Below are 24,353 nucleotides of genomic sequence, written 5' to 3'. Positions count from 1 at the left end.
GGGCGTGACCGGCATCAACCGGTCACGAGCTCTTCGGCGAGCACCGTGCGGGCGAGCCCGAACGCGGTGGTCATGCCGACGCCGGTGGTGACGGCGGCGACGGTGACGCCGGGGATCGGCTCGGCCACGAGGAACGGGTCGAGCGGGCTCGACGCGTAGACGCCGCGCCAGCGGCGCCGCACGGTGAGGGGCGAGCCGAGCAGCCGCTCGAACTCGCTGAGCAGCAGCACGTCGTCGGCCTCGTCCTCGAACGGGGTCTCGGTCACCCCGTAGGCGTGCGTGTCACCGAGCACGAGGCGCCCGTCGGGACGCTGCGTGAGCATCAGGTTCACGCCGGCCTCGAGCAGGCGCGGCGCGCTCGCCGCGACCTCCTCACGCACGAGGGACGCGGCCGGCTGGGCCGCGAGGCCCTCGTACCGGAGCATCGAGGTGCCGGTGAGCACCGCCGGGTCGACGCGGATCCCACCCGGGGCCTCGACCTCGAGCATCCGCAGCCGGCAGCGCCGCACCTCGGCCTCCTCGGCGAGCCCGGGGAGCAGCCGGTCGACGTCGTGACCCACCGCGACCACGACCCGGTCGGCCCGGATGCGCCCCCGGTTCGTGAACACGCACTCCTCGCCGACGTCGAGCACGTTCGTGCGGCGCAGGAAGCCGACCCCGCGCTCGGCGAGGAGCCGCGCGAGCGCGGGGATCGCGGTCGGCGCGTCGACGCGGAGGTCGAGGGGCAGCGATGCGGCGCCGGTGAGCCCGGCCGGGGAGAAGCCGAGCCGCTGCCGCGCCTCGGCGGGGTCGAGCAGCTCCGCCTCGCCGGGCCGGGCGACCGCGAACTGCTCGAGCACGGCGAGCTCGGCGGCCGAGCGTGCGACGACGGTGGTGCCGCACTGCAGCACCGGGAAGCCGGCGTCCGCGCCCGCCTCGATCCAGTCCTCCCGCGCGGGGCGGGCGAGCTCGAGGATCCGGCCCGCCTGCGCCGTCGTGCAGATGTGCCCGAAGTTGCGCACGCTCGCGCCGACGGCGAGCTCGTCGCGGTCGACGACGAGCACCTCGTACCCGGCGCGGGACGCGTGGTAGGCGTGCGCCAGGCCGACGATGCCGGCGCCGACCACCACGAGGTCGGCACGTCGTTCTCTCACGGCGGCCAGCGTGCCCCGTCCGGAGGCGCGCGGACCCTTCCACGATCGACCGTGCACGCACTGTTCGCCCGCCGGACACCGGCCGTGGATCCGGCGAACCGCAGGTGAACGGTTCGCGACATCGCCCGCCGGGAGCCGCGGCATCGGAGAGACTCCGCGCGTGCCGATCCGACTCGCCTCCCTCGACATGGCCGGGACCACCGTCGACGAAGGGGGTGCCGTCTACACCGTGCTGCGCGAGAGCGTCGAGGAGGCGACGGACCGGATGGTCTCCGACGAGCTGCTGTCCGCCTGGGTCGGGACCTCGAAGCTCCTCGCCATCCGCGGCCTGCTGCGTGGGCTCGGGGAGGACGAGGCCAGGGCGCCGGAGATCTTCGCCGGGTTCGCCGACCGCCTCGCCGCCGCCTACGAGGCGGACCCGCCGACCCTGCTGCCCGGGGTGCGGGAGGCCGTCGATGCGCTCCGGGGGGACGGCGTCGCGATCGGGTTGCAGACCGGGTACACGCGGGAGGTGGCCGAGGCCCTGCTGCAGACCGTCGGCTGGCGGGTCGGCGACGACGTCGACGCGCTCGTCACCGCCGACGAGGTGCCCGTCTCCCGGCCCGCGCCCTATCTGGTGTTCGGCACGATGGCGGCGACGGGCGTCCAGGACGTCGCCGAGGTCGTGGTCGCGGGCGACACGGCGAACGACCTGCTCGCCGGCAGCCGGTCCGGCGCGAGGTTCGTGGTGGGGGTCCTCACCGGAGCGCACACCGTCGCCGAGCTCGGCGCGGCGCGCCACACGCACCTCGTCGCGAGCGTCGCCGACCTGCCCGCCCTGCTCGCGGAGGCCTGACGCTCCGACGCGGGCGGGCTCCCGGCTGCGCAGCAGCGCGTCCCGGTGATCCGGTTCCGGCGTTGTCCGTCGCGCCGGCATCCCGGCTCGCCGCTCTCCACAGGGAGCGGGGCGTGACGGGAGATCCTGTTCGCTGTGCGATCGTTAGGAGCCCCGAATTTCTCGGAGACCCCCCGAAACGCCTCGATCTCCCGAAGGTCTCGATGACGACGTCCGCCGACCGCGCCCGCTCCGGGGCCCGGCAGCGCCCGCAGATCGCCGATCTCCGGACGCGCTGCAGCGCGGCGGCCGGCGCCGACCTCGGGTCGCCCCAGGCGATGCACCGGTGGTCCGTCGACCACTACCGCGAGTTCTGGCGCGTGCTCCTCGATTGGGCCGACCTCGCGTGGGAGGGCTCCGCCGACGTCGTGAGCACCTCCGACGACGTCGAGCACGCCCGCTTCTTCCCTGACGTGCGGCTGAACTACGCCGAGAACCTGCTCCGTCCGCTGGAGGGCGTCGACGACGCCACCACGGCGGTCACCGCGGTGCACGGCGACGGCAGCGTCGAGCGCCTGAGCCGGGCGCAGCTGCGAGCCCGCGTCCGCGTCACCGCCACGGCGCTCGCCGCCCGGGGCATCGCGCCCGGCGACCGCGTCGTCGTGCTGGCACCGAACAACGCCCGCGCCGTGGTGCTCGCCCTCGCGGTGATCGCGGTCGGCGGCACCGTGTCGCTCGCGATGCCCGACATGGGCCCGACCGCGCTGCTCGGGCGCTTCAGCCAGATCGATCCCACGGCGCTCGTCCTCGACAGGGGCGGTCCTGATCGGGGCGGCGCATCCGGCCCGCAGGGCGGGTCCGGGGACCGGCTCGACGCCCTGGTGGCCGGGCTGCCGACGCTCCGCCAGGTGCTCGTCGCCGACGGCGGCCCGCTCCCGGGGTTCGACGGCCTCGAGGTCTCGGCGCTCGACGCCGAGGCCGACGACGCGGCGGGGGAGCCGGTGCCGTGGCAGCGGCTGCCGTTCGACCATCCGATCTTCGTGATGTTCAGCTCGGGCACCACCGGTCCGCCGAAGGCGATGCTGCACGGCGCGGGCGGGGTCCTCCTCGAGCACGTCAAGGAGCACCGCCTCCACATCGACCTCGACGCGGCCGACACCTTCTTCCACCACACCACGACGGCGTGGATGGTGTGGAACCGGCAGCTGTCGGCGCTCGTCACCGGCGCGGGCATCGTGCTCTACGACGGGCCCGTGCGGGGCCCCGAGACCCTGTGGCGGCTCGTGGCCGACCACGGCGTCACGGTGTTCGGGGCGAGCCCGCCCTACCTGCAGCTCTGCCAGGACTCGGGCTACCGCCCGCGCGACGAGGTCGACCTCCGCCGCCTCCGCGCCGTGCTCACCACGGGCGCCGTGCTGCACGACTGGCAGTACGACTGGTTCGCCGACGCGGTCGGCCCGCAGCCGCTGCAGTCGATCGGCGGCGGCACCGACATCCTCGGTGCGTTCGTGCTCGGGCACCCCGAGCTGCCCGAGCTCCGCGGCCGCAGCACCACGCGCAGCCTCGCCCTCGACGTCGTCGCGGTCGACGACGACGGGCGGGAGGTCGTCGGCTCGGTCGGCGAGCTCGTGTGCCGCAACCCCTTCCCGTCCCGCCCGGTGGCCTTCCTGAACGATCCCGACGGGCAGCGGTACCACGAGGCCTACTTCGTGCAGCACCCCGGCATGTGGACGCACGGCGACCTCATCGACGTGGCGGAGGACGGCTCCGTCCGCTTCCACGGACGCTCGGACGGCGTCCTCAACATCGACGGCGTCCGCATCGGTCCCACCGAGATCTACACGATCGTGTCGCGGCTGCCCGAGATCGCCGCGACGATGGCCGTCGAGCAGCGCGATCCCGAGCGCGCCGGCGCCTCCCGGCTGGTGCTCCTCGTCGTGCTCGCCGCCGGGCAGCGGCTCGACGACGCGCTGGCCGAGCGCATCCGGGCGGTCCTCCGCCGCGAGGGCTCGGCCGCACATGTGCCGTCGCTCGTCGTCGCCGTGCCCGAGCTGCCGACGACGCACAACGGCAAGCTCTCGGAGCGCGCGGCACGCGACGTGCTGAACGGCGAGCGTCCCCGCAACGAGTCCGCGCTGAAGAACCCGCAGTCGCTGCAGACGATCGCCGCCGCGGTCGCGGAGGCCGGCCGGCCGGCCGCTCGGGTCGAGCCCGTCGCACCGGTGCCGTCCGGCGGCGAGCGCGGCGCCGACACGGCCGCCCGCCTGTTCCGCGAGACGCTCCGCCGCCCGGTCGGTGAGACGGTGAACTTCTTCGACGCCGGCGGTACGTCGCGCGAGTCGATGTCCCTGCTGCGCCGGCTGCGGATCGAGTCCGGGCGCGCGGTCTCGATGGACGCGTTCCTCGACGACCCGACGATCCGCGGGCTCAGCGACGTGCTCGACCGCAGCCCCGCCACGGCTGCCGACGAGGTCACCGTGCAGCTGCTGCGCGCCGGCACCGACCCGTCGGCCGTTCCGCTGCTGCTCATGCAGGGCGTGCACGGCGACGTCGACCTCTACCGCTACCTCGTCGACGACCTCGACACCGACGGTGACGTGTACGGCGTCTTCGGTGCGATGCACGGCGCCGACGGTCGACGTCTTCGCGTCGAGGAGACGGCGGACCGGCTCGTCGCCGGGGTGCTCGCCTCGGACGCCGTGCACGGCCCGGTCGCCATCGCCGGGTACTCGTTCGGCGGCCTCGTCGCCTACGACCTGGCCCGTGGCCTCGCGGCCGCCGGGCGTGACGTCGCGTTCCTCGGGCTCCTCGACCCCAGGCCGCCGATGGCGAGCCTCAAGGGGCCCGAGCGGCTCGCGCGGCGTGCGGCGTCGTTCCTCGCGATGTTCGTGCCGGGCTTCTCCGACACGACGATCACCACCGCGATCGCGAACCGCTTCCGCCGGCAGACGCTCACCGCCGAGCAGCTCATGCTGCTCGACTCGGTGCGCATCGCCCGGTCGTTCCGCGTCGAGCCCTACGACGGCCCCGTCACCTTCTTCCGTGCCAGCCGTCGCATCCCGGTCATCTCCCATCTGCTCTACGCCTGGCGGCGCATGGTGCCCCGCCTCGAGGTCGTCGACGTGCCGGGAGCCCACTTCGACCTGTTGAGCCAGGAGCACGCGCCGGTCGTCGCCGCCCGGATCTCGCGGGCGCTCCGCGCCGCGCACGCCAGGCGAGTCGGTGTCCCGGTCGATGCGGCGGGCGGAGGCCCGCCGCCCGGCGGATAGCCCGCCGATGGCTGCGCGCGCATCCGGGATCGCCGTCGCGGCGCCCTCCGGGGCGCGTCCGTGGCAGGTCGCTGTCGACGTCCCCGGTGTGCCACCGGGGGTCGCTGTCCGGGTGCTGCGGCTCGAGCTCGCGGAGCCCCGGGTCGACCTCGATGCCGCAGCCACGGTGCTGAGCCCCGCGGAGCGGGAGCGCGCGGCCCGCGGCGCGCCGAGCGTGCGGCGCCGGCGGATCCTCGTCCGCGCGGCGTTGCGCGACCTCCTCGCCGAGGTGCTCGGCACGACTCCCGCCGCGGTCCCGCTCGCCCCCGAGCCCGGCCGCCCCCGTCTCCTCGGGACGGCCTGCGGCGTGGTGATCGACGCCAGCTGCTCGAGCAGCGGCGACGTCGGACTGGTCGCGGTGGCGCAGGCCGCACGCATCGGCGTCGACGTCGAGCGCCTCGCGCACGACGACCTGCGCATCGCCGCGGAGGAGGGCTGGCTCGCCCCGGGGGAGCGCGACGCCATCACAGCCCTGCCCGTCGCCGAGCGGGGGCGCGCGCTCACCCGGGCGTGGGTCCAGAAGGAGGCGGTGCTGAAGGGCGAGGGCAGCGGCCTCCGCGCCGATCCGTCGTGGACCGTGACGCCCATCGCCGAGCGGGGCCGCGTGCGGCGGTGGTGGCTGCTCCCGCTCGAGGTGCCGCCGGCCTTCGTGGCGAGCCTCGCGGTCGCTCCTGCCGAGTGAGCGGCGAGGCCCTCATTCCGGCGGGGTGAGCTTCGCCCGCATCGTCGCCAGGTCGTCCGTCCAGATCGAGGCGTCGGCGCGCACCGCGACGACCGCGCCGTCCAGCAGCGAGGTGCGGATGCGCACGCCCGCCGCCCGCGCCAGCCCCCGCACGCGACGCCGGACGTCCTGGGCGTCCACGCCGGGCGGCACACGGCGGGCGGCCTGCTCCTCGTCGCGCGCCCCGTGCCACAGCGCGAGCGCCATCCGCTCCTCCTCGGTCACACGAGCCCGTTCGCGACCAGGCTCCGGCCGGCGGCGAGGATCGCCTCCCGCGCGGGCCGCGGCTCGATCCCGAGCGCGGTCCGCATCCGGGTGATGTCGACCTCCTTCACGAAGCCGAGGTCGGCGGCGACCGAGCGCAGCTCGGGCCGGAACCGGGCCGATGCCCGCACGACGACGTCCGGCATCCTCCGGGTCGGCACGCGCGCGGCCGCTCGGCCGAGCCCGGCCTTCAGCACGAGGGCGATGTCGCGCATCGCGACCGCGGGCTCACCGCTCGACACGAGCACCCGCTGCCCCGCGACCGCCTCGGCGCGCAGCGCGGCGACGTGCGCCAGGGCCACGTCGCGGACGTCGACGATCGGGATGAAGAGGTCCGGCAGGGCCGGCATCGCTCCGCGCAGCAGGTTCTGCACGACGTGGTTCCCGCCGGAGACGGCGCCGCCGAGCACGGGCCCGAGCACCGCGACCGGCAGCAGCGCGACGAGCTCCGGACCGTTCCCCTCGGCGGCGAGATCCCAGGCGGCGCGCTCCGCGAGGATCTTGCTGCGGCCGTACGCGTCGACGCCCTCGCCGTCGAGCGGCGACCAGTCCGCCTCCGTGAACGGCCCGTGGTCGTGCGGCTGCCCGAAGCCGACCGCGTGGAAGGCGGAGGTGAGCACCACCCGGCGCACCCCCGCGTCGCGGGCCGCCCGCAGCACCCGGAGCGTGCCCTCGCGGGCCGGGCGGATCACCTCGTCCTCGTCCGCCACGTGCCCCGGGCGCACCGGTGAGGCGACGTGCAGCACGGCGTCCGTGCCGGCCACCGCGTCCGCCCAGCCGCCGTCGTCGAGCAGGTCCGCCTCGACGAAGGTCAGCTCCTCGCCGCGCGTCATGCCCGCATCGAGCAGGGCGTCCCGCACCCCGGGCGCGCTCCGCAGCGAGCGGACGGTCGTCCGCACCCGGTGGCCCTCGTCGAGGAGCCGGAGCACGACGTGCCCGGCGACGAACCCCGAGCCCCCGGTCACGAGGACCTCCTGCTGCGCCATGGGCCACACCTTCCGCGCGGCTGATCCGTCCGCGCCCCCATCGTCGTCCGCAACGGGGCCCCCAGCCACCCCGCCCTCCGTCCGCGAGCGCCGTGGTGGACATCTGGGCCCGAATCGATACGCACATTCGCCCGATCGGCCATGCAGGGAGGGGTTCCCCGGCCCTAATCTGTGACGACCTCACCGGTGAGGCGAAAGGGTCGTGCGTGGAAGCTCTCCTGTCGGACGCCGTGCTCGCGCAAGCGGGTAGGGCCGGCGCGCGCACGACCGCGGAACCGCGGCGCACCCGCCACGAGCCGCAGCAGGCCGAGCGCGTGATCCGCGGTGGCCGCCCTCCCGCACCGGCGCTCACGACGCCCGGTCCCCCCACCGCGCGCACCGAGACGAGGCGGCCATCCGGGTCGTCCGAGGTCGACCCATCCACGAAGCCCGGCGCGAGGACGCGCCGGAAGGAAGGACGCTCATGACCAAGCTCCTGCCCGGCGACGTCGGCGGCCTGAAGGGGACCGCCGACGGACGGGACAAAGGACTGAAGCGCGGAGCCATCGGGCTCGTCGGCAGCGTCGTCGTCGGCGTCGCATCGACCGCCCCGGCCTACAGCCTCGCGGCGAGCCTCGGGTGGATCGTCGTCGGTGGCGCGTCGCCCGCCGGCGTCAAGGCCCCGGCGATGATCCTGCTCGCGTTCCTGCCGATGTACTTCATCGCGCAGGCGTACAAGGAGCTGAACACCGTCGACCCCGACTGCGGTACCACGTTCTCGTGGGCGACGCGGGCGTTCGGCGCGATCACCGGCTGGATGGGCGGCTGGGGCATCATCATCGCCGACGTCATCGTGATGTCGAACCTCGCGTACATCGCGGGCCAGTACACGTTCACCTTCGTCGGCGGCTTCGGCCTTCCGGCTGTCGCGGCGCTCGCCGGCAACATCTGGGCGTCGACGGCCGTGGGCCTCATCTGGATCGCCGTGATGACGTACATCTGCTACCGCGGCATCGAGATCTCCGCCCGCCTGCAGTACTTCCTGCTCGGCTTCGAGGTCGTGCTGCTCATCCTCTTCGGCGTCCTCGCGCTCGGCAGGGTCGCGACCGGCAACGGCGAGCCGTACTCGATCGGCTTCGACTGGAGCTGGCTCAGCCCGACGGGCCTCGACTTCGGCGCGGCCATCTGCCCGGCGCTGCTCACCGCGATCTTCCTCTACTGGGGCTGGGACAGCGCGGTCTCGATCAACGAGGAGACGAAGGACCCCGGCAGGACCCCGGGCCGCGCCGCCATCCTCTCGACCGTCCTGCTGCTCGCGACCTACCTGCTCATCACGATCGCTGCCGTCTCGTTCGCGGGCGTCGGCGACAAGGGCATCGGGCTCGCCAACCCGGCGAACTCCGGCGACGTGTTCTCGTCGATGGCGCCTGCGGTGTTCGGCAACGGCGTGATCGGGCACATCCTGCAGGTGCTGTTCGCCGCGACGATCCTCACCTCGGCGTCGGCGTCCACGCAGACGACGATCCTGCCGACCGCCCGCACCTCGCTGTCGATGGCGGCCCACAAGGCGCTGCCGAGCCACTTCGCGCGCATCCACCCGAAGTACCTGACGCCGACCTGGTCGACGATCGGCATGGGCATCGCGTCCGCCGGGCTGTTCCTCCTGTTCTCGCTGATCAGCCAGGGCCTGCTCGCGGCGCTCATCGCCTCGCTCGGCCTGATGATCGCGTTCTACTACGGCCTCACCGGGCTCGCGTGCGTGTGGTTCTACCGTCGCGTGCTCTTCACGAGCGTGCGCAACTTCGTGTTCAAGGGGCTGATCCCGTTCGCCGGCGCGGTGTTCCTCGCCGTGGTGTTCGTCTACGGCCTCATCTCGTTCGCCGCACCGGACTGGGTGCAGGACCCGATCACGGGCAAGAACGTGACGATCTTCGGGGTCGGCGCGACCGCGATCGTCGGCGTCGTCGGCATCCTCATCGGGTTCGTCTTCATGGGCATCTGGTGGTCGCGGAACGCGTCGTACTTCCGGGGCGAGGTCATCCCGCGGGCGCCGTACATCGAGGGGCAGGCCGTGCAGGGCGCCCCGCCGGTGATCTGAGCCGACGGCTCCGAACCGGAGGAGGCCGGTCGTCGCATCCGCGGCGGCCGGCCTCCTCCGTCTCGGATGGGAGGGCCGGGCGGTGCTGTCGGGCGCTCGGACCGAGGGGGTGCTGTCAGGCGCTCGAACCGCGGCGGCGCTGTCGGGCGCTCGAACCGAGGCGGTGCTGTCAGACGCTCGTACCGAGGCGGTGCTGTCAGACGCTCGTACCGAGCTCCAGCAGCGCGACGCCCAGGATGATGACGACGATGCCGAGCACCGCCATGCGGGTCAGGCGGTCGCGGAACAGCACGCGCCCGAGCACCGCGGTCGCCGCGACGCCGATCGCGGCCCAGACCGCGTAGACCGTGCCGACCGGCAGCCCGGCCGCGAGCACGGCGCCGAGCAGCGCGAACGAGGCGACGTAGCCGACGACGACCACCGTGATCCAGGTGCGCCGCCGGCGCCGCTGCGGGTCGGCCAGCGCCCGGAGCGCCAGGGTCGCGGCGACCTCGGCCGCGATCGCGAGCGCGAGCAGCGCCCAGCTCACGAGGACCGCTCCCCGGCGGGACGGTCGCCGAGCTCGACGAGCAGCACGCCGACGATCACGAGCACGATGCCGCCGACCGAGAGCGGGGTGAGCGCCTCGGCGAACAGGAACGCCGCCACGACGGCGGTGGCGGCGACGCCGATCGCGGACCACAGCCCGTAGGCGACGCCGACGCCGAGGCCGCGCTTCAACACCACGCCGAGCAGCAGCGTCGAACCGACGTAGCCCGGGATCACGACGAGCAGCCACCAGGGCTTCTCGAAGCCGCCCGCCGCACGGAACGCGAGCGTCGCCGAGACCTCGAGCACGATCGCGAGCGCGAGCGGCGGGAGCGGGCTGCGCCGCCGCGTGCGCACCTCCGTCATGAGTCGAACCCGATACCGAGGAGGCCGGCGAGCTTGATCAGCGGGGTGTCCTCACCGGTGCGGTCCGACTTGGCGACGGCGCGGCGCATCAGCTGGATGAGGGGATAGGCGAGCGGCTCGGGCGGGATCGGCACGGGCAGCCGGCGCGACATCGTCAGCCGGGTGCGGTCGGTGTCCGCGCCCTCGAGCAGGTCGAGCATGGTCTCGGCGCCGAAGCGCGTGGCGGCCACCCCGAGCCCCGTGTAGCCGGCGCTGTAGGCGACCCTGCCGCCGCGGGCGGTGCCGTGGAAGGCGACGAGCTGCGTCGACATGTCGATCGCGCCGCCCCAGCGGTGGGTGAACCGGACACCCTGGAGCTGCGGGAACGTCGAGAAGAAGTGGTCCGCGAGCCGCTCGAACGTCTCGGGGCGCTGGTCCTGGGCTTCCCGGATCGCGCGTCCCAGGTGGTAGATCGCGTCGTACCCGCCGAAGAGGATCCGGTCGTCCGCCGTCTTGCGGGCGTAGTGGAACTCGCGGCCCGAGTCGGTGATGCCGTAGCGGCCCGTCCACCCGATGGCGGCGAGCTGCTCCGCGGAGAGCGGCTCGGTCATGAGCACGTAGTCGTAGATCGGCACGGTGAAGAGGCGCAGCGCCGGCAGCAGCGCGGGGAAGGCGTTCGTGGCGAGCGCGGCCCGTGCCGCCCGGACGGTGCCGTGCCGGGTGTCGACCTCGACGCCCGCGGAGGTCGTGCGCAGCCGTCTCGCGGGCGAGTGCTCGTGGATCTCGACACCGAGCCGCTCGGCCGCGGCTGCGAGACCCCAGGCGAGCTTCGCGGGATGCACGTAGGCGCAGCCGTCGGGGGAGAGGACGCCGGCGCGGAAGAGCGGGGAGTCGGCGTGGCGCGCGAGATCGCGGCCGAGCAGGAAGCGGTCGTTCCCCGCGGCCGACTCGAGCAGCCCGGCGACCTGGTGCGGCTCGGTGGCGACCGTGAGGATGCCGGTGGCCTCCCACTCGGCATCGATGCCGTACCGCTCGAGCGTTGCGGCGAGCTCGCGCTGGTTCTCGGCGGCGAGCCGGTCGAGCACGCCGAGCTCGTCCGGGAAGTGGCGCCGCCCGTTCTCCTCGCCGTGGGTGAGGCTCGGCTCGCAGAACCCGCCGTTGCGGCCGCTCGCGGCCCACCCGATCCGGCGCCCCTCGAGCAGCACGACACGCCGGTCCGGGTCGCGCTCCTTCGCGATCAGCGCCGTCCAGAGGCCGCAGAACCCGCCGCCGACGATCACGAGGTCGGCCGTCGCGTCGCCGCGGAGCGCCGGGCGCGCGGCGGGACGGGCCGGGTCGTCGAGCCAGAACGGCGTGGTCGAGGCGTCGGCGAAGCTCGCCCGCAGCGTCTCGGGGTCGTGCCGCAGCCGGTGCCCGTACGCCTGCTCGGCGCGCTCCGCGGAAGAGTCCACGGCATCACGATGCCGTACCGCGCCGACGACCGGCATGGCGCCGCCGGACGGTGCCGGTCGGTACCGTCGCCATCATGGACAGCGCGAGCGGCGGGGCTGCGACGCAGGTCGACGTGGTCGTCGTGGGGGCGGGGGTGGCCGGCCTCACCGCCGCGCGGCTCCTGGCCGCCGCTGGTCGACGGGTCGTCGTGCTCGAGGCCCGCGACCGCGTCGGCGGCCGGGTCGTCACGGATCGGAGCGACGGGCTCGTCACCGACCTCGGGGCGTCGTGGATCCACGGAGTCGCGGGCAGCCCCGTGGCCGCCGCGGCCGAGGCGTTCGGCATGCGGACGGTCGAGTTCACGGTCGGCGGCTACCAGGCGTTCAGTCGGCCGATCGCCTACTACGGCCCGGACGGCACGAGGCTCCCCGACGGCCTCGTGCACCGCTTCGTCGCGGACGTCGAGGCGGTCGACGCCGCCCTGCAGGAGCTGCTGACCGGGTCGGCGCCGGAGGCGACGTACCGCGACGTGACCGAGGCGGCGATCGCCCTGCAGGGCTGGCCGGCCGAACGGGCGGAGCGCGTCCGCGAGCACCTCGCGCACCGCGCCGAGGAGCAGTACGGCGTCGCGATCGACGAGCTCGCCGCGCACGGCCTCGACGACGATGCGATCGACGGCGACGAGGTCGTGTTCCCCGACGGCTACGACCGTCTTCCGCAACGGCTGGCGGAGGGGCTCGACGTCCGGCTCGAGCACGTCGTGACGCGAGTGCGCTGGTCCGAGGACGCCGTCGCGGTCGAGACCGGACGCGGGAAGCTCGCGGCGACCGCAGCGGTCGTGACGGTGCCCGTCGGCGTGCTGCAGGCGGGCGACGTGCGCGTCGAGCCGCCGCTGCCCGAGCCGGTCGCCGGCGCCCTCGGACGGCTTCGGATGAACGCCTTCGAGAAGGTGTTCCTGCGCTTCCCGAGCCGCTTCTGGGACCCGGACGTCTACGCGATCCGGCAGCTCGGACCCGAGGGCCGCATCTGGCACTCCTGGTACGACCTCACGCGCCTCGACGGGGTGCCGACGCTGCTCACCTTCCTCGCGGGGCCAGCGGCGCGGCGGCTGCGCGGTGCGCCGGAGGAGGAGGTCGTCGAGTCCGTCCTCGCGCAGCTGCGCCGCCTCTTCGGCGACGCGGTCGGCCGTCCCACCGCCGTGCAGGTCACCGCGTGGCAGGACGACCCGTTCGCCCGCGGCTCCTACGCCTTCATGCGCCCCGGGTCGACGACGTCGGACCACGACCTGCTCGCGACGCCGATCGGGGGCGTGCTGCACCTCGCCGGGGAGGCGACGTGGACCGATGACCCGGCCACGGTCGCCGCGGCGATGTGCTCCGGGCACCGCGCCGCGAAGCGGATCCTCGCCCGGGCGGTGCCGCTCGAGGACGCGTGGCGACCCGGGGTCCGCCTCGGCTGACCGCGCTCACCACCGCGATCCGAACGCCTCGCCGATCAGGTCCGCGAACAGCTCGTCCTCCTCGGCCTCGACGCCCTGGCGACGGAACCATTCGCAGACGTTGTGGCAGTCGCGCTGCAGCATCGCCGGGCCGTTCGGGTTCGCCGCGATGTCGACGAGCTGGGGCAGGTCGATGACCACGACCCGCTCCCGGTGCACGAGCAGGTTGTAGGCCGACAGGTCGCCGTGCGCGTATCCCGCGCGGGCGAACCCGCGCAGGATCTCGGCGACCTGGGCGAAGCGGTCCGTCGCCTCGTCGCCACGGGGCCGCGTCTCGGCGAGCCGTGGGGCGGCGGCGTTGCCGTCGCCGATGAACTCCATGAGCACCTCGGTGCCCGAGATCTGCACGGGGTACGGCACGGGCACGCCGCGCTCCCACATCGAGCAGAGCGCCACGAACTCGGCGCCCGCCCACTGCCCGGCGGCGACCGCCCGCCCGTGCGCGCTGCCGCGGGCGACCGCGCGGGTGTCGCGCGTGTTCCGCATCCGGCGGCCCTCCTGGTAGGCGGCGGAGCGGTGGAAGTCGCTCGTCTCCGTCCCCCGGTACCGCTTGGCGGCGAGCAGGCACGACTCGTCCGGCCGGTCGGGCACGGCCCGCTCGAGCAGGAAGAGGTCGGCCTCCTTGCCGGTCTTCACGATGCCGAGCTCGGTGTCGACGGCGTCGGCCGAGGTGACGATCCAGTCGGGATGCGGCCGCGGACCGCGCTCGGTGGGGGTGGTGGACGGCCAGGTCGACCAGCGCTGGCCGGCGCCGGGCTCGAACAGCGAGAACTGCAGGGATTCGACGGACTCGTCGAAGAACGACATCGGTGTCTCCAGGAAGGGCCGGAGACCGCCGAAGATCTGGTTACGCGGCGGCCCCGAGGAACGAGTGGATGGGGGAGGGCACGCCGACGACGGTCATGGCTCGCTTCCTTCTCCTCGTTCCGGCCGCGCGGGAGATCCCGTCGCGCGTCAGCACGCTAGCGGTGCGGGCGCGGGAGCGCCAGGGGCGCCGTCCGCGCGGTGCCTCGTCCCACGGCTTCCTCGCGGCGCGGTCGAGCCGGAGCGTGTCCGACTCGTCCGGGCGAGGATCGCCCGCCTTCGCGCCGGGTGCGTCGACCCCCTTTCGTGCCGACGTGCGATCACGCCGCCGACGTGCTGAGGGATCCGGCGCCCTCCCACCAGTCGAGCACCCGCAGCGCGTGCAGCGTGAGCCACTTCGACTGCTGCCCGGGTGGCACGTCGACCTCGAACCACACCCGGCCGGGGTGGCGGCGCTCCTGCCGCCAGCGGCCGTCCTCGTCGCGGTCGGCCTCGAGCAGCGCGATCGCCTCGGCGAGGCGCGGGTCCGGCGGCGTGCCGTCGTGCTGGGAGGCGGACCGGAAGTGGTCGAGCGCCTTGAGCGCGCTGTAGTACCAGCGGAACGGGTAGGCGAGGTGCGCCACCCACGGGGCCGCGTACTCACCCGTGGTGCGGCGGCGGAGCAGGTGCCGCTCGAGCAGGTACTCCTCGCCGGCGTGGCGAGCGGCCGTGAGCTCGGGGGTGCCACCGGTGCGCTGCTCGTACTCGAGCAGCCCGCGGATCGCGTTGACCGTCGAGTGGAACGACGAGCGGGTGGAGCCGTTCACCCACTCGCAGTTCCAGCCGCCGTCGGGCAGCCGGTGCTCGACGAACCACGCCGCGAGCGGCCGCACGTCGGCGCCGAGCCACGCGCCGTTCGCGAGCGTCCAGGCGTTGATGCAGGCGTCGACCTCCCCGCCCCAGTAGGGCAGGTCGTCGTAGTCCCACCGGCTGTTCGCGGCGAGGCGCGCGGCGGTGTCGCCGAGCACCGCGGCGTCGACGCCCCACTCGCGCAGGTCGTTCAGCGCCCAGGTGGTCGCGGTGTACGGCTGCCCCTGGTCCTCCCCGGCCTCGGGCCCGGAGAAGTCGAAGTCGGCCGGGAAGTACGAGCCGCCTGCCCACTGCCCGTCGGGGTCCTGCAGCGCGAGCAGCCGGGCGCCGAAGCCCTCGGTCGCGACGCGCTCGCGGGTGGCGCGCCACCGGGCCTCGGGCGCGCCGAGCAGGTCGCGCTCGACCTGCCAGCGCAGGGCGGGGTCGCTGTCGAGCAGCCAGTCGCGGGTCGCGTCGTCGGGTCCCATGCCGCGACGCTATCGAGCGCGACCGACGGCGGGTCGGTGGGATTGCCGACCCCGTAGACCGTTCCCTTCAGCCGCGACCGGTGCCACGATCGGCGGCATGAGCTCCGACGAGGTGGACGTCTACTTCGCGGCGCAGCCCGAGCCGAAGCGGTCGACGCTCGAGGAGATGCGTCGGCGCATCCTCGCCGTGGTGCCGGAGGCGGAGCAGGGCCTGTCGTACGGGGTGCCCGCGTTCTCCGTCGACGGTCAGGTCGTCGCGGGGCTCGCCGCGTTCGCGAAGCATCTCGCGTACCTGCCGCACAGCGGCGCCGTGCTGTCCGCGCTCGAGGACCGGCTCGGCGACCGCGCCCACACGCCCGGCTCGCTGCACTTCGCGGTCGACGAACCGCTGCCGCAGGAGCTCGTCGTGGCCCTCATCGAGGCGAAGCGCCGTGACCTCGACGCGCGGCCGCGGAGGAGAGCGCTGTGAGCGCGTGCCGCCGACCGCGACACGGCCCGCCCTCCCGCCGGCGCTCGGTGATGCGTCATACACTCCTTCGTCGTGGTTGATCAGTTCCTCGACCGCCCGCACGCCCGCATCGCCTACGGCATCGACGGCCCTCCCGGGCCCGAGGGCGTCCTGGTCGTCTCGCACGCCCTGACCACCAGCCGCGCGTACGAGCGCGGCGTCGGCCTGTTCGAGTGGGCACTGGTCGCCGACGCCGGCCGGTGGGTCGTGCGCTTCGACCGCCGCGGCCACGGCGAGTCCACCGGCCGCGCCGAGGTCGACGACTACCGCTGGCCGACGCTCACCGACGACCTCCTCGCGGTCGCCGGAGCCGTGAGTCCCGAGGAGCCCGTCGACGGGCTCGGGGAGTCGACGGGCTGCATCCTGCTGCTGCGGGCCGCCCTCGCCGCGCCCGAGCGGTTCCGGCGGCTCGTGCTCGTCGCGCCTCCGACCGCATGGGAGACGCGGCGCGACCAGGCCGAGCTCTACCGCGCGGCCGCCGACCTCGTCGAGCAGCGCGGCATCGACGCCTGGATCCGGGCGGCGGCGGTGCTGCCCCGGCCGCCGATCCTCCGTGACGGCGGCTGGCAGCGGAACCCCGTGCCCGCGCTACCCGAAGCGCTGCTGCCCTCGGTGATGCGCGGCGCCGCCGACAACGATCTGCCCGACCCGGAGGAGCTCGCGGCGCTGTCGCACCGGGTGCTGATCCTCGCGTGGGACACGGACCCGTCGCATCCGCTCAGCACCGCCGAGCGGCTGCAGGCAGCCCTGCCGGACGCCGAGCTCGAGGTGGCGACCACCCCGGACGGGATCCGCGGCTGGGGCGAGCGGGTCGCCGCGTTCCTCGCCGAGGGCGGGTCGGAGCACGGGCCGATCGACATGTCGGAGCTCGACGCGGACGCGATCGAGCTGCAGTCGGCCGGCTGAACCCCGACCTCCCCGCTCGCGGCGACCGGGCCGGAGGCGCACCATGGAGCGCACGACGGAAGGGGCCGGCATGGCGGGATGGACGGCGGACGAGCTGGATCGGCTCGGCCGCGAGGGTGAGCTGCGCATCGCCGGCCGACGGGCGGACGACTCCCTCCGCGAGCCGGTGATCATCTGGGCGGTCCGCGCCGGCGGCGCCCTCTACGTGCGGAGCGTGCGCGGCGCGACCGGCGGCTGGTACCGCGGCGTGATCGCACGGCACGAGGGGCACATCGACTCCGCGGGGATCGAGCGCGACGTGCGGTTCGAGGACGTCCCGGTCGGCGACCCCGTGCAGGACGTGCTCGACCGGGCCTACGCGGACAAGTACGGGGCCGGTTCGAGCTCGGTGCGCGCGATCACGGCCGACGCCGCCAGGGCGACGACGCTGAAGGTCGTGCCGCGCTGACGGGTGCACCGCGCCTGCCGCGGTTCCTCCGGCTCTGGCGGTACGCGCTGACCGCGGTGCTCGGGCTGTCCCGACGTCCCGCGCCGCCCGCAGGGGGCGAGCGGCGACGGAACGCCGCCGCCTCGTCGTTCGAGGCGCCGGCCGAGGCGGCCAACCCGCTGCAGTTCGGCCGCGCCTACCAGCTGCCGCCGTTCGGGCACGGCAACGGGCTCGACGCGCTCTTCTGGACGCCGCTCGCCGAGCTGGCGCCCGGCCAGGTCGATGCGGTGCTCGAGGCGCTCCGCGCCCGGGGCATCCCTGCCTGGGCCGCCCCGGCGCGACGGGAGACCCGGCCGACGCCGGAGGGCAGGCACGACCTGTGGGTCGCGTCCGGGGAGCTGAACGATGCGCAGGAGGCCGTGATGCGCGCTCTCGCCGAGCGGCGCTGATCAGCGGCCGCGGGCCGCCGATTCGAGGCCACGCCTCGCCTGCCGCTCGGTCAGGCGGGTCTCGCCGCCGCAGCTCGTGCAGCGGTTCACGTACCGCCGCGAGAACGTGAGGACCGGGATGAAGAAGAGCGTGAGCCGGTTGCCGACCTCGAGCACCTCCTGCCGGGCGTCCTGACCGCAGTAGGAGCACCGGAACCGCACCACGCCGAGCAGGGTGGCGACGCCGCGGACGCCGAGCAGGAGCAGCATCCGCGCAACGCTGGCATGTCCGCCTGCGCGGCGCCCCCACGAGCCGGGCGCCCGCCGATCCCTCGGCGTGGCGCGCAGGATCCCGTCACGTCGGTCGGCGCAGACTGAATGCAGGATCGAACGAGGACGTCGTACGGAAGGGCCGCATTCGATGCACGTCAGCGAGATCATGGGCACCCGCGCGCAGGTCGGCGACCTGCGACGAGTCGGGGTCGAGTACCCGCCTGAGCAGCGGCACCGCGTCATGGCGGCCGCCGTCGACCTCTACCGCGAGCTCGGCATCGACGTCGAGGTCGAGGGCAGCCGCATCTCGATCGAGTGCGGACGCGGCATGGCGGCCCCGCTCATGGGCCTGCTCGAGCGGCGCACCGGCTATCCCGGCTTCAACGAGTGGTGGAACTGACCCCACCCGTTCTCGCGGACTCCGCACCCGCGCGGCCGTCACGCCGCTTCGGGCCGTGGGCCCGGTCCGACCTCCCGGGCTAGGCGAGGAGGGTCGCGGAGCCGGTCGTCGGCACGCCGCCCGCCTCCGCGGCGCCGAGCAGCTCCGGGTCGTCGGTGACGAGCACGTCGGCCTGGAGGCGCGTCACCGCGAGGTACTCGGCCGGCCAGGTGACGGGCAGGCGCTGGTCGGAAGCGATCCGCCAGGCGGTGGCGCGGGAGACCCGGTCGGAGAGCAGCCGGATCCGCATCATCGCGAGCCCGCGCAGCAGCTCCTGCGCGCCGCGCTCGTCGCGCCGTCCCGCGCGGACCTCCTGGAAGAGCCGCTCGAGCACCTGCGACTTCAGCAGCGCGGGCGCGACCAGCGCGTGCTCGGCGGGCAGGTCGGCCCCGTCCTCGAGCAGCCGCAACGCAGTCGGCGCGTCGATCGCGAAGCGGGTCATGCCGCGATCCTGGCAGCCGGCGGGGACCGCTGCCAGGATCGCGGCGGACCGTCAGCGCGGTCCGTCAGCGCGGCTCGGTCAGCGCGGGACGGTCGTGCCGCAGTAGTGGCACGTCCAGTAGCGGTGGTCGCCGCGGCCGGCGGGCTGCAGCTCGACGAGGCACTCCTCGCAGCCGGGGGCCTGCTCGAGGCGGGAGACCGTCGTGGTGCTCATGGCTTCGTCCTCTCGGATCGGGTGGAACGGGTGGGAGCGGGGGTCAGGCGTACTCGCCGAGCTGCCAGCGCAGCCGGGTGAGCCGGCGGGCGAGCGACCCGGGCACGCGGTCGCCGAAGCGGGCGAAGAAGGCGGCGATCTGGTCGCACTCGCGTCGCCAGCCGGTCGCGTCGACCGTGAGCAGCTCGCGCACGTCGTCGTCGGGCAGGCCGAGGCCGTCGAGATCGAGGTCGTGCCGGTACGGCAGCAGCCCGATCGGGGTCGGCACGGCATCGGCCTCGTCCTCGAGTCGCGCGACGATCCAGTCGAGCACGCGGATGTTGTCGCCGAAGCCGGGCCAGAGGAACCGGCCGTCGGCGTCGCGGCGGAACCAGTTCACGCGGAAGATCCGGGGCGCCTTCGCGCCGAGGCGCTCGCCGATGTCGAGCCAGTGCTGCCAGTGGTCGGCCATGTCGTAGCCGCAGAACGGCAGCATCGCGAAGGGGTCGAAGCGGAGCGCGCCGACCGGGCCCTCGGCCGCGGCGGTCTGCTCGCTCGCGATCGTCGCGCCGGTGAAGACGCCGTCCACCCAGTCCGCGGCCTCCGACACGAGCGGCACGTTCGAGGTGCGCCGGCCGCCGAAGACGATCGCGTCGAGCGGCACGCCGTCGTGCGCGTCCCAGTCGTCCGCGAGCACCGGGCACTGGTCGGCGGGCGAGGTGAAGCGGGCGTTCGGGTGGGCGGCGGGGCGGCCCGACGCCGGGGTCCAGGGCTCGCCGCGCCAGTCGATCAGGTGCGCCGGCGGCGTGGGCGTCATGCCCTCCCACCACACGTCGCCGTCCTCGCGCAGCGCGACGTTCGTGAAGATCGTGTTGCCCCACATCGTCGCCATCGCGGCGGGGTTCGTCGCCTCGCTCGTGCCCGGCGCGACCCCGAAGAACCCCGCCTCGGGGTTCATCGCCCAGAGGCGGCCGTCGGGGCCGGGACGCAGCCAGGCGATGTCGTCGCCGAGCGTCTCGACGCGCCATCCGGGCAGCGTCGGCTGCAGCATCGCGAAGTTGGTCTTGCCGCAGGCCGAGGGGAACGCCGCGGCGAGGTGGTACGCGCGGCCCGCGGGGCTCGTGACGCGCACGAGGAGCATGTGCTCGGCGAGCCAGCCCTCGTCGCGCGCCATCACCGACGCGATGCGGAGCGCGAAGCACTTCTTCGCGAGCAGCGCGTTGCCGCCGTAGCCGGAGCCGTACGACCAGATCTCCCGCGTCTCGGGGAAGTGGGCGATGATCTTCACCGCGTTCGACGGCCACGGCACGTCCGGCACCGCCCCGCCGTCGGGACCGGCGAGGGGGGCGCCGACCGAGTGCACGGCGGGCACCCACTCGGCCGTGTCGCCGATCTCACCGAGGGCGGCGTCGCCCATCCGGGTCATGATCGCGGTCGACACGACGACGTAGGGGGAGTCGGTGACCTGCACGCCGACCTGCGAGATCGCGCCGCCGACGGGGCCCATCGAGAACGGCAGCACGTACATCGTGCGGCCGCGCATCGCGCCGTCGAAGCGCTCGCGCAGCTCCCCGCGCATCACGGCCGGATCCCGCCAGTGGTTCGTCGGGCCGGCGTCGGCCTCGTCCTCGCTGCAGATGAAGGTGCGGTCCTCGACGCGGGCGACGTCGTCGGGGTCGCTCCGCGCGAGGTAGCTGTTCGGCCGCCACTCGGGGTTCAGCTTCACGAGGACGCCGTCGGCGACCATCCGCTTCAGCAACCGGTCCTGCTCGGCGCTGCTGCCGTCGCACCAGACGACGCGCTCGGGCTGTGTGAGGGCGGCGAGATCCGCCACCCAGGCGTGCAGGGCGCGGCGGCCGCGGAAGGGGTGCGGAGCGGTCTCGGTTCGGTCGACGGGCAGGCTGCTCATGGCGGCTCCGATCGGGAAAGGTCCGGGGTCTCCCTCAGGTTCTCGCTGTTCAGGCGCGTTGTGTCCCGCTAGGGTCGGGAAAGATCGGCAGAACTTTCCCGAAGGAGAAGAAGTGGACCGGCTGCTCGTGGGACGGTGGATCCGCGCGCGCCGCCGCGCGGCCGGCCTGACCCTCGACGACCTCAGCGAGCGCTGCGGGGTGGCGCCGAGCCGGCTGTCGCTCTTCGAGAACGGTCGCCGCGAGCCACGTCTGTCGCAGCTGCAGGCGATCGCGGACGGGCTCGGCGCCTCGCTGCAGGACATGCTCGCCGACGAGGCGCCCGACGAGCGGACGGCGCTCGAGGTCGAGCTCGAGCGGCTCCAGTCGGCGCCGCTCTACGCCGAGCTCGATCTTCCGGTGGTGCCGGCGTCGCGCACGCTGCCGCAGGACGCGCTCGAGGCGCTCGTCGGGCTGCACCGCGAGCTGCGCCGCCGCGCGGCCCAGGCGATCGCGACGCCGGAGGAGGCGAGACGGGCCAACACGGCGCTGCGGCTGCGCTCGCGGGAGCGCGACAACCACATCCCCGAGATCGAGGCCGCGGCGGCCGAGCTGCTGCGGGTGGTCGGCCACGAACGGGGGGCGCTCACGCACCACACCGTGAGCCTCATGGCGAAGCACCTCGGGTTCTCGATCATCCACGTGAACGACCTGCCGCACTCCACCCGCTCGGTCACCGACCTCGAGAACATGCGGATCTACCTGCCACCTGCCTCGATCCCCGGCGGCCACGGCCTCCGCGCGCTCGCGCTGCAGGCGATGGCGCACCGGGTGCTCGGCCACCGCGAGCCGAAGGACTACGCCGAGTTCCTCGAGCAGCGGCTCGAGATCAACTACTTCGCGGCCTCCTGCCTGCTGCCGGAGGCGGCGAGCGTCGCGTTCCTCGCCGCCGCGAAGCAGCGGCGCGACCTCGCCGTGGAGGACTTCCGTGACGCGTTCGGCGTCACGCACGAGGCCGCGGCGCTGCGGATGACGAACCTCGCGACGAAGCATCTCGACCTGCCGCTGCACTTCCTCCGCGTCGGCGACGACGGCGCCATCTACAAGGCGTACGAGAACGACGACCTGCCGCTGCCGACCGACGTGTCGGGCTCGGTCGAGGGCCAGCTCGTGCACCCCTCGTGGGCCGCGCGGGCCGCCTTCCGGCGCACGAACCGCACGACCGAGTTCCACCAGATCACCGATACACCGGCCGGCTCCTACTGGTGCTCGGTGCAGACCGGCACCTCGGCGAGCGAGGAGTTCTCGATCACGGTCGGGGTGCGGTTCGCCGACTCGAAGTGGTTCCGGGGCCGCGAGACGACGCAGCGGGCCGACGCCCGCACGGCCGGCGACGCGAACGAGGACGCGGAGCTCCAGCGGCGGTGGCGCGGCAAGGCGTGGCCGAGCGCCAAGCTGCACGCGCACATCCTGTCGCCGCTGCCGACCGGCACGTTCCCCGGCGTCGACGACGCCGAGGTCGCCCGCTTCCTCACCGCGCACGCCGGGGGCTGAGCGGCCGGCCACCTCGTCGTGCCAGTCTCGATCGCATGAGGCTGGTGCGCATCGGTGCGGTGGGGGAGGAGCGCCCCGGCGCTCTGGTCGACGACGAGTCGTACGTCGATCTGTCCGACGTCGTCGAGGACTTCGACGAGCGGTTCTTCGGCGCGGGCGGCCTCGACCGCATCCGCCCGGTCGTCGAGGAGCGGGTCGAGCGCCGCGAGGGCGTGCGGCCGCTCGCCGGGCAGCGGATCGGGGCGCCGATCGCGCGCCCGCACCAGATCCTCTGCATCGGCCTGAACTACCGCGACCACGCGGCCGAGACCGGGCAGGCGGTGCCCACCGAGCCGATCCTGTTCACGAAGTCGCCGAACACGCTCGTCGGGCCGAACGACGACGTGCGGATCCCGCGCGGGTCGACGAAGCCCGACTGGGAGGTCGAGCTCGGCATCGTGGTCGGGCGGCGCACGAGCTACCTCGACAGCGTCGAGGAGGCGCGCGACGCGATCGCCGGCTTCGTGCTCGTCAACGACGTGAGCGAGCGGGCGTTCCAGATGGAGCGCGGCGGGCAGTGGAGCAAGGGCAAGTCGGCCGAGACGTTCAACCCCACGGGCCCGTGGCTCGTCACCCCGGACGAGATCGACGACGTGACGGACCTCGGGATGTGGCTCGACGTGAACGGCCAGCGGCGGCAGACCGGCTCGACCGCCACGATGATCTTCGACCCCTCCGTGATCGTGCACCACCTCAGCCAGTTCCTGGTGCTCGAGCCCGGCGACCTCATCGACACCGGCACCCCGCCCGGCGTCGGGATGGGCATGAAGCCGCCGGTGTGGCTGCAGCCCGGGGACGTGATGGAACTCGGCATCGACGGCCTCGGCACCCAGCGGCAGCGCGTGCTGGCACCGCGATGAGCGACGCGACCGCAGCCCGCGGGGGCTCCGACACCGGCGCCGGCCGCGCCACCTGTTGACGCCTGCCGCTGCCGATGCGCGGGGGATGCCAGGATCGATCCATGTCGATGAGGCGACGGCGCGCCCCCGGGCGCGGCAGAGCGGCTGCGGCGTCCTGAGGCGGCAGGCAGCATGACGCAGGAGCCGAGGGATGGTCGACCCCGCGCCGAGGTCGACCCCGTCGCCGCAGGCGACCGGTCCGCCGTGCGGATCGAGTCGGCGGGCCGCGACCCGGAGCAGGCGCTCGCCGCCATCTCGCCGCTGTACGAGGGCATGCGCTGGTCGTCCAGGCGCACGGAGGCCGCGTACGACTACCGCTACGCCGCCGTCGGCGACGCCGCGCTGACGCTCCGCACCTCGCGCATCAGCGGGTCGATCCGGGGCGAGATCCCCCCGGGCGACGAGATGGTCGTGCAGTGGATCAGCCGCGGGACCGGCGTGGTCGACCCGGACGGCGACGCCATGGTGATGCGGCCCGGCGCACCCACGCTCTTCCCCGTGCACCGGCCGTTCGTGTTCGAGTACACCGACTACGACCAGCGGATCGTGCACCTCGACCGGGCGCTCGTCGAGGGGGTCGCCGGGGAGCGGCTCGCCGAGCCGTCGGGAGGGTTCCGGTTCGACCACCGCAGGACGCCCTCGCCGTCGGCCGTGGCGCTGTGGAACGACACGGTGGGGCTCGTGTCCCGCACCCTCGCTCGCGGCGAGGTCGGCGAGCTGCTCTGGTCGGAGCTGACGCGGCTGACGGCCGTCGGTCTGCTCGAGCTCTACCCGCCGGGCGCCGCCGACCTGCCGGCGGCGCTGCTCGAGCCGGGTGCGCAGCGCATCCGCCAGGTCGTCGAGCACATCCACGAGCACGCCCAGCTGCCGCTCACGCCGACCGACCTCGCGCGGGTCGCCGATGTGTCCGTGCGGACTCTGCAGGAGTCGTTCGCGGCGGTGCTCGGCCAGTCGCCGATGGGCTACGTGCGCGCGGTGCGCCTCGATCGTGCGCGCGACGACCTGCGGGCCGCCGTGCCGGGGACGAGCGTCGGGCGCGTCGCCCAGCGCTGGGGCTTCGCGCACCTCGGCCGCTTCTCGGCCGAGTACGGTCGCCGGTTCGGCGAGCGGCCGAGCGAGACGCTGCGCCGCTGAG

25 protein-coding genes are annotated in these 24,353 nt (G+C 74.3%); 13 read left to right on the top strand and 12 right to left on the bottom strand.

The features are described 5' to 3' along the window. Window positions 1-14 precede the first annotated feature (14 nt). On the bottom strand, window positions 15-1,133 hold the full coding sequence (locus tag QDR37_RS02625; protein WP_279711990.1) for a TIGR03364 family FAD-dependent oxidoreductase: 1,119 nt from the start codon (window positions 1,131-1,133) through the stop codon (window positions 15-17). Window positions 1,134-1,293: 160 nt separating this feature from the next. Between QDR37_RS02625 and QDR37_RS02620 the strand changes: the two genes are divergently transcribed. The 3 genes from QDR37_RS02620 to QDR37_RS02610 all read left to right on the top strand — a co-directional run bounded on the left by QDR37_RS02620 (window position 1,294) and on the right by QDR37_RS02610 (window position 5,937). Continuing rightward, entirely contained in the window at window positions 1,294-1,968 is a 675-nt protein-coding gene (locus QDR37_RS02620) for a phosphonatase-like hydrolase (protein WP_279711989.1), read from the top strand. 203 nt (window positions 1,969-2,171) lie between these two features. After that, window positions 2,172-5,216, top strand: a complete 3,045-nt coding sequence (locus tag QDR37_RS02615) for an acetoacetate--CoA ligase (protein ID WP_279711988.1) — start codon at window positions 2,172-2,174, stop codon at window positions 5,214-5,216. A gap of 7 nt (window positions 5,217-5,223) precedes the next feature. Beyond that, window positions 5,224-5,937, top strand: coding sequence for a 4'-phosphopantetheinyl transferase superfamily protein (locus QDR37_RS02610; RefSeq protein WP_279711987.1), 714 nt, complete (start codon window positions 5,224-5,226; stop codon window positions 5,935-5,937). Window positions 5,938-5,949: 12 nt separating this feature from the next. Here QDR37_RS02610 and QDR37_RS02605 read toward each other — a convergent pair whose 3' ends face one another. Further along, window positions 5,950-6,183 (bottom strand): hypothetical protein, encoded by a 234-nt coding sequence (locus QDR37_RS02605; RefSeq protein WP_279711986.1) that lies wholly within the window; start codon window positions 6,181-6,183, stop codon window positions 5,950-5,952. Between the two features lie 14 nt (window positions 6,184-6,197). Continuing rightward, entirely contained in the window at window positions 6,198-7,226 is a 1,029-nt protein-coding gene (locus tag QDR37_RS02600) for an NAD-dependent epimerase/dehydratase family protein (RefSeq protein ID WP_279711985.1), read from the bottom strand. A gap of 463 nt (window positions 7,227-7,689) precedes the next feature. On the opposite strand from QDR37_RS02600, the gene QDR37_RS02595 reads away from it, so the two are divergent. Next, window positions 7,690-9,303, top strand: coding sequence for an APC family permease (locus QDR37_RS02595; protein ID WP_279711984.1), 1,614 nt, complete (start codon window positions 7,690-7,692; stop codon window positions 9,301-9,303). A gap of 196 nt (window positions 9,304-9,499) precedes the next feature. Here QDR37_RS02595 and QDR37_RS02590 read toward each other — a convergent pair whose 3' ends face one another. Genes QDR37_RS02590 through QDR37_RS02580 form a run of 3 tightly spaced genes read right to left on the bottom strand, consistent with a single transcriptional unit; the run spans window position 9,500 to window position 11,627 of the window. Further along, window positions 9,500-9,832, bottom strand: a complete 333-nt coding sequence (locus tag QDR37_RS02590) for an SMR family transporter (RefSeq protein WP_279711983.1) — start codon at window positions 9,830-9,832, stop codon at window positions 9,500-9,502. After that, the gene (locus tag QDR37_RS02585; RefSeq protein WP_279711982.1) at window positions 9,829-10,197 is read right to left on the bottom strand and encodes an SMR family transporter; all 369 of its coding nucleotides are present in this window, start codon (window positions 10,195-10,197) and stop codon (window positions 9,829-9,831) included. Before QDR37_RS02585 ends, QDR37_RS02590 begins: the two co-directional genes overlap by 4 nt. Further along, window positions 10,194-11,627, bottom strand: coding sequence for an FAD-dependent oxidoreductase (locus QDR37_RS02580; protein WP_279711981.1), 1,434 nt, complete (start codon window positions 11,625-11,627; stop codon window positions 10,194-10,196). Before QDR37_RS02580 ends, QDR37_RS02585 begins: the two co-directional genes overlap by 4 nt. A gap of 74 nt (window positions 11,628-11,701) precedes the next feature. Between QDR37_RS02580 and QDR37_RS02575 the strand changes: the two genes are divergently transcribed. Beyond that, window positions 11,702-13,066 carry an NAD(P)/FAD-dependent oxidoreductase gene (locus QDR37_RS02575; RefSeq protein ID WP_279711980.1) on the top strand — a complete coding sequence of 455 codons (1,365 nt, stop codon included), beginning with the start codon at window positions 11,702-11,704 and terminating at the stop codon, window positions 13,064-13,066. 6 nt (window positions 13,067-13,072) lie between these two features. Here QDR37_RS02575 and QDR37_RS02570 read toward each other — a convergent pair whose 3' ends face one another. Both QDR37_RS02570 and QDR37_RS02565 read right to left on the bottom strand, forming a co-directional pair. Then, window positions 13,073-13,912, bottom strand: coding sequence for an RIO1 family regulatory kinase/ATPase (locus QDR37_RS02570; protein WP_279711979.1), 840 nt, complete (start codon window positions 13,910-13,912; stop codon window positions 13,073-13,075). A gap of 317 nt (window positions 13,913-14,229) precedes the next feature. Further along, on the bottom strand, window positions 14,230-15,225 hold the full coding sequence (locus QDR37_RS02565) for a squalene cyclase (protein WP_279711978.1): 996 nt from the start codon (window positions 15,223-15,225) through the stop codon (window positions 14,230-14,232). Between the two features lie 97 nt (window positions 15,226-15,322). Here QDR37_RS02565 and QDR37_RS02560 point away from each other — a divergent pair, with 97 nt between their 5' ends. From QDR37_RS02560 to QDR37_RS02545, 4 genes are all read left to right on the top strand, one after another. After that, on the top strand, window positions 15,323-15,694 hold the full coding sequence (locus QDR37_RS02560) for a DUF1801 domain-containing protein (RefSeq protein WP_279711977.1): 372 nt from the start codon (window positions 15,323-15,325) through the stop codon (window positions 15,692-15,694). A gap of 72 nt (window positions 15,695-15,766) precedes the next feature. Beyond that, complete coding sequence (locus QDR37_RS02555; RefSeq protein ID WP_279711976.1) at window positions 15,767-16,639, top strand: alpha/beta hydrolase; 873 nt, start codon at window positions 15,767-15,769, stop codon at window positions 16,637-16,639. 43 nt (window positions 16,640-16,682) lie between these two features. Continuing rightward, the gene (locus tag QDR37_RS02550) at window positions 16,683-17,087 is read left to right on the top strand and encodes a DUF2255 family protein (RefSeq protein WP_279711975.1); all 405 of its coding nucleotides are present in this window, start codon (window positions 16,683-16,685) and stop codon (window positions 17,085-17,087) included. A 56-nt stretch (window positions 17,088-17,143) separates the two neighbouring features. After that, on the top strand, window positions 17,144-17,515 hold the full coding sequence (locus QDR37_RS02545; protein ID WP_279711974.1) for a hypothetical protein: 372 nt from the start codon (window positions 17,144-17,146) through the stop codon (window positions 17,513-17,515). On the opposite strand, the gene QDR37_RS02540 is transcribed toward QDR37_RS02545, so the two are convergent. Beyond that, a complete protein-coding gene (locus QDR37_RS02540; RefSeq protein WP_279711973.1) occupies window positions 17,516-17,764 on the bottom strand; it encodes a zinc-ribbon domain-containing protein in 249 nt (82 codons plus the stop codon). A 151-nt stretch (window positions 17,765-17,915) separates the two neighbouring features. On the opposite strand from QDR37_RS02540, the gene QDR37_RS02535 reads away from it, so the two are divergent. Continuing rightward, a complete protein-coding gene (locus tag QDR37_RS02535; RefSeq protein WP_279711972.1) occupies window positions 17,916-18,167 on the top strand; it encodes a hypothetical protein in 252 nt (83 codons plus the stop codon). A 79-nt stretch (window positions 18,168-18,246) separates the two neighbouring features. Here QDR37_RS02535 and QDR37_RS02530 read toward each other — a convergent pair whose 3' ends face one another. From QDR37_RS02530 to QDR37_RS02520, 3 genes are all read right to left on the bottom strand, one after another. Beyond that, window positions 18,247-18,648, bottom strand: coding sequence for a hypothetical protein (locus tag QDR37_RS02530; protein ID WP_279711971.1), 402 nt, complete (start codon window positions 18,646-18,648; stop codon window positions 18,247-18,249). A gap of 78 nt (window positions 18,649-18,726) precedes the next feature. Next, on the bottom strand, window positions 18,727-18,861 hold the full coding sequence (locus QDR37_RS02525) for a hypothetical protein (protein ID WP_279711970.1): 135 nt from the start codon (window positions 18,859-18,861) through the stop codon (window positions 18,727-18,729). Between the two features lie 43 nt (window positions 18,862-18,904). Beyond that, window positions 18,905-20,749 (bottom strand): phosphoenolpyruvate carboxykinase (GTP), encoded by a 1,845-nt coding sequence (locus QDR37_RS02520; RefSeq protein ID WP_279711969.1) that lies wholly within the window; start codon window positions 20,747-20,749, stop codon window positions 18,905-18,907. Window positions 20,750-20,861: 112 nt separating this feature from the next. Between QDR37_RS02520 and QDR37_RS02515 the strand changes: the two genes are divergently transcribed. The 3 genes from QDR37_RS02515 (at window position 20,862) to QDR37_RS02505 (ending at window position 24,352) form a co-directional block, all read left to right on the top strand. Continuing rightward, entirely contained in the window at window positions 20,862-22,280 is a 1,419-nt protein-coding gene (locus QDR37_RS02515; protein WP_279711968.1) for a helix-turn-helix transcriptional regulator, read from the top strand. Window positions 22,281-22,315: 35 nt separating this feature from the next. Beyond that, window positions 22,316-23,179, top strand: coding sequence for a fumarylacetoacetate hydrolase family protein (locus tag QDR37_RS02510; protein ID WP_279711967.1), 864 nt, complete (start codon window positions 22,316-22,318; stop codon window positions 23,177-23,179). A 171-nt stretch (window positions 23,180-23,350) separates the two neighbouring features. Then, entirely contained in the window at window positions 23,351-24,352 is a 1,002-nt protein-coding gene (locus tag QDR37_RS02505) for a helix-turn-helix transcriptional regulator (RefSeq protein ID WP_279711966.1), read from the top strand. The last annotated feature ends 1 nt before the right edge of the window (window position 24,353 follow it).

Source organism: Amnibacterium sp. CER49 (assembly GCF_029846255.1).
In the GTDB taxonomy this organism is placed as follows: Bacteria; Actinomycetota; Actinomycetes; order Actinomycetales; family Microbacteriaceae; genus Amnibacterium.
The sequence above is the reverse complement of the archived record's forward strand: the minus strand, read 5'-3'. Positions and strand labels throughout refer to the sequence as shown.

What these genes read in the sequence shown, in the direction of transcription:
- QDR37_RS02615 (WP_279711988.1), top strand. Translation starts at nt 2,172, where the DNA reads ATGACGACGTCCGCCGACCGCGCCCGCTCCGGGGCCCGGCAGCGCCCG.
- QDR37_RS02610 (WP_279711987.1), top strand. Translation starts at nt 5,224, where the DNA reads ATGGCTGCGCGCGCATCCGGGATCGCCGTCGCGGCGCCCTCCGGGGCG.
- QDR37_RS02605 (WP_279711986.1), bottom strand. Translation starts at nt 6,183, where the DNA reads ATGGCGCTCGCGCTGTGGCACGGGGCGCGCGACGAGGAGCAGGCCGCC.
- QDR37_RS02600 (WP_279711985.1), bottom strand. Translation starts at nt 7,226, where the DNA reads ATGGCGCAGCAGGAGGTCCTCGTGACCGGGGGCTCGGGGTTCGTCGCC.
- QDR37_RS02595 (WP_279711984.1), top strand. Translation starts at nt 7,690, where the DNA reads ATGACCAAGCTCCTGCCCGGCGACGTCGGCGGCCTGAAGGGGACCGCC.
- QDR37_RS02585 (WP_279711982.1), bottom strand. Translation starts at nt 10,197, where the DNA reads ATGACGGAGGTGCGCACGCGGCGGCGCAGCCCGCTCCCGCCGCTCGCG.
- QDR37_RS02575 (WP_279711980.1), top strand. Translation starts at nt 11,702, where the DNA reads ATGGACAGCGCGAGCGGCGGGGCTGCGACGCAGGTCGACGTGGTCGTC.
- QDR37_RS02570 (WP_279711979.1), bottom strand. Translation starts at nt 13,912, where the DNA reads ATGTCGTTCTTCGACGAGTCCGTCGAATCCCTGCAGTTCTCGCTGTTC.
- QDR37_RS02565 (WP_279711978.1), bottom strand. Translation starts at nt 15,225, where the DNA reads ATGGGACCCGACGACGCGACCCGCGACTGGCTGCTCGACAGCGACCCC.
- QDR37_RS02560 (WP_279711977.1), top strand. Translation starts at nt 15,323, where the DNA reads ATGAGCTCCGACGAGGTGGACGTCTACTTCGCGGCGCAGCCCGAGCCG.
- QDR37_RS02550 (WP_279711975.1), top strand. Translation starts at nt 16,683, where the DNA reads ATGGAGCGCACGACGGAAGGGGCCGGCATGGCGGGATGGACGGCGGAC.
- QDR37_RS02540 (WP_279711973.1), bottom strand. Translation starts at nt 17,764, where the DNA reads ATGCTGCTCCTGCTCGGCGTCCGCGGCGTCGCCACCCTGCTCGGCGTG.
- QDR37_RS02535 (WP_279711972.1), top strand. Translation starts at nt 17,916, where the DNA reads ATGCACGTCAGCGAGATCATGGGCACCCGCGCGCAGGTCGGCGACCTG.
- QDR37_RS02530 (WP_279711971.1), bottom strand. Translation starts at nt 18,648, where the DNA reads ATGACCCGCTTCGCGATCGACGCGCCGACTGCGTTGCGGCTGCTCGAG.
- QDR37_RS02525 (WP_279711970.1), bottom strand. Translation starts at nt 18,861, where the DNA reads ATGAGCACCACGACGGTCTCCCGCCTCGAGCAGGCCCCCGGCTGCGAG.
- QDR37_RS02520 (WP_279711969.1), bottom strand. Translation starts at nt 20,749, where the DNA reads ATGAGCAGCCTGCCCGTCGACCGAACCGAGACCGCTCCGCACCCCTTC.
- QDR37_RS02510 (WP_279711967.1), top strand. Translation starts at nt 22,316, where the DNA reads ATGAGGCTGGTGCGCATCGGTGCGGTGGGGGAGGAGCGCCCCGGCGCT.
- QDR37_RS02505 (WP_279711966.1), top strand. Translation starts at nt 23,351, where the DNA reads ATGACGCAGGAGCCGAGGGATGGTCGACCCCGCGCCGAGGTCGACCCC.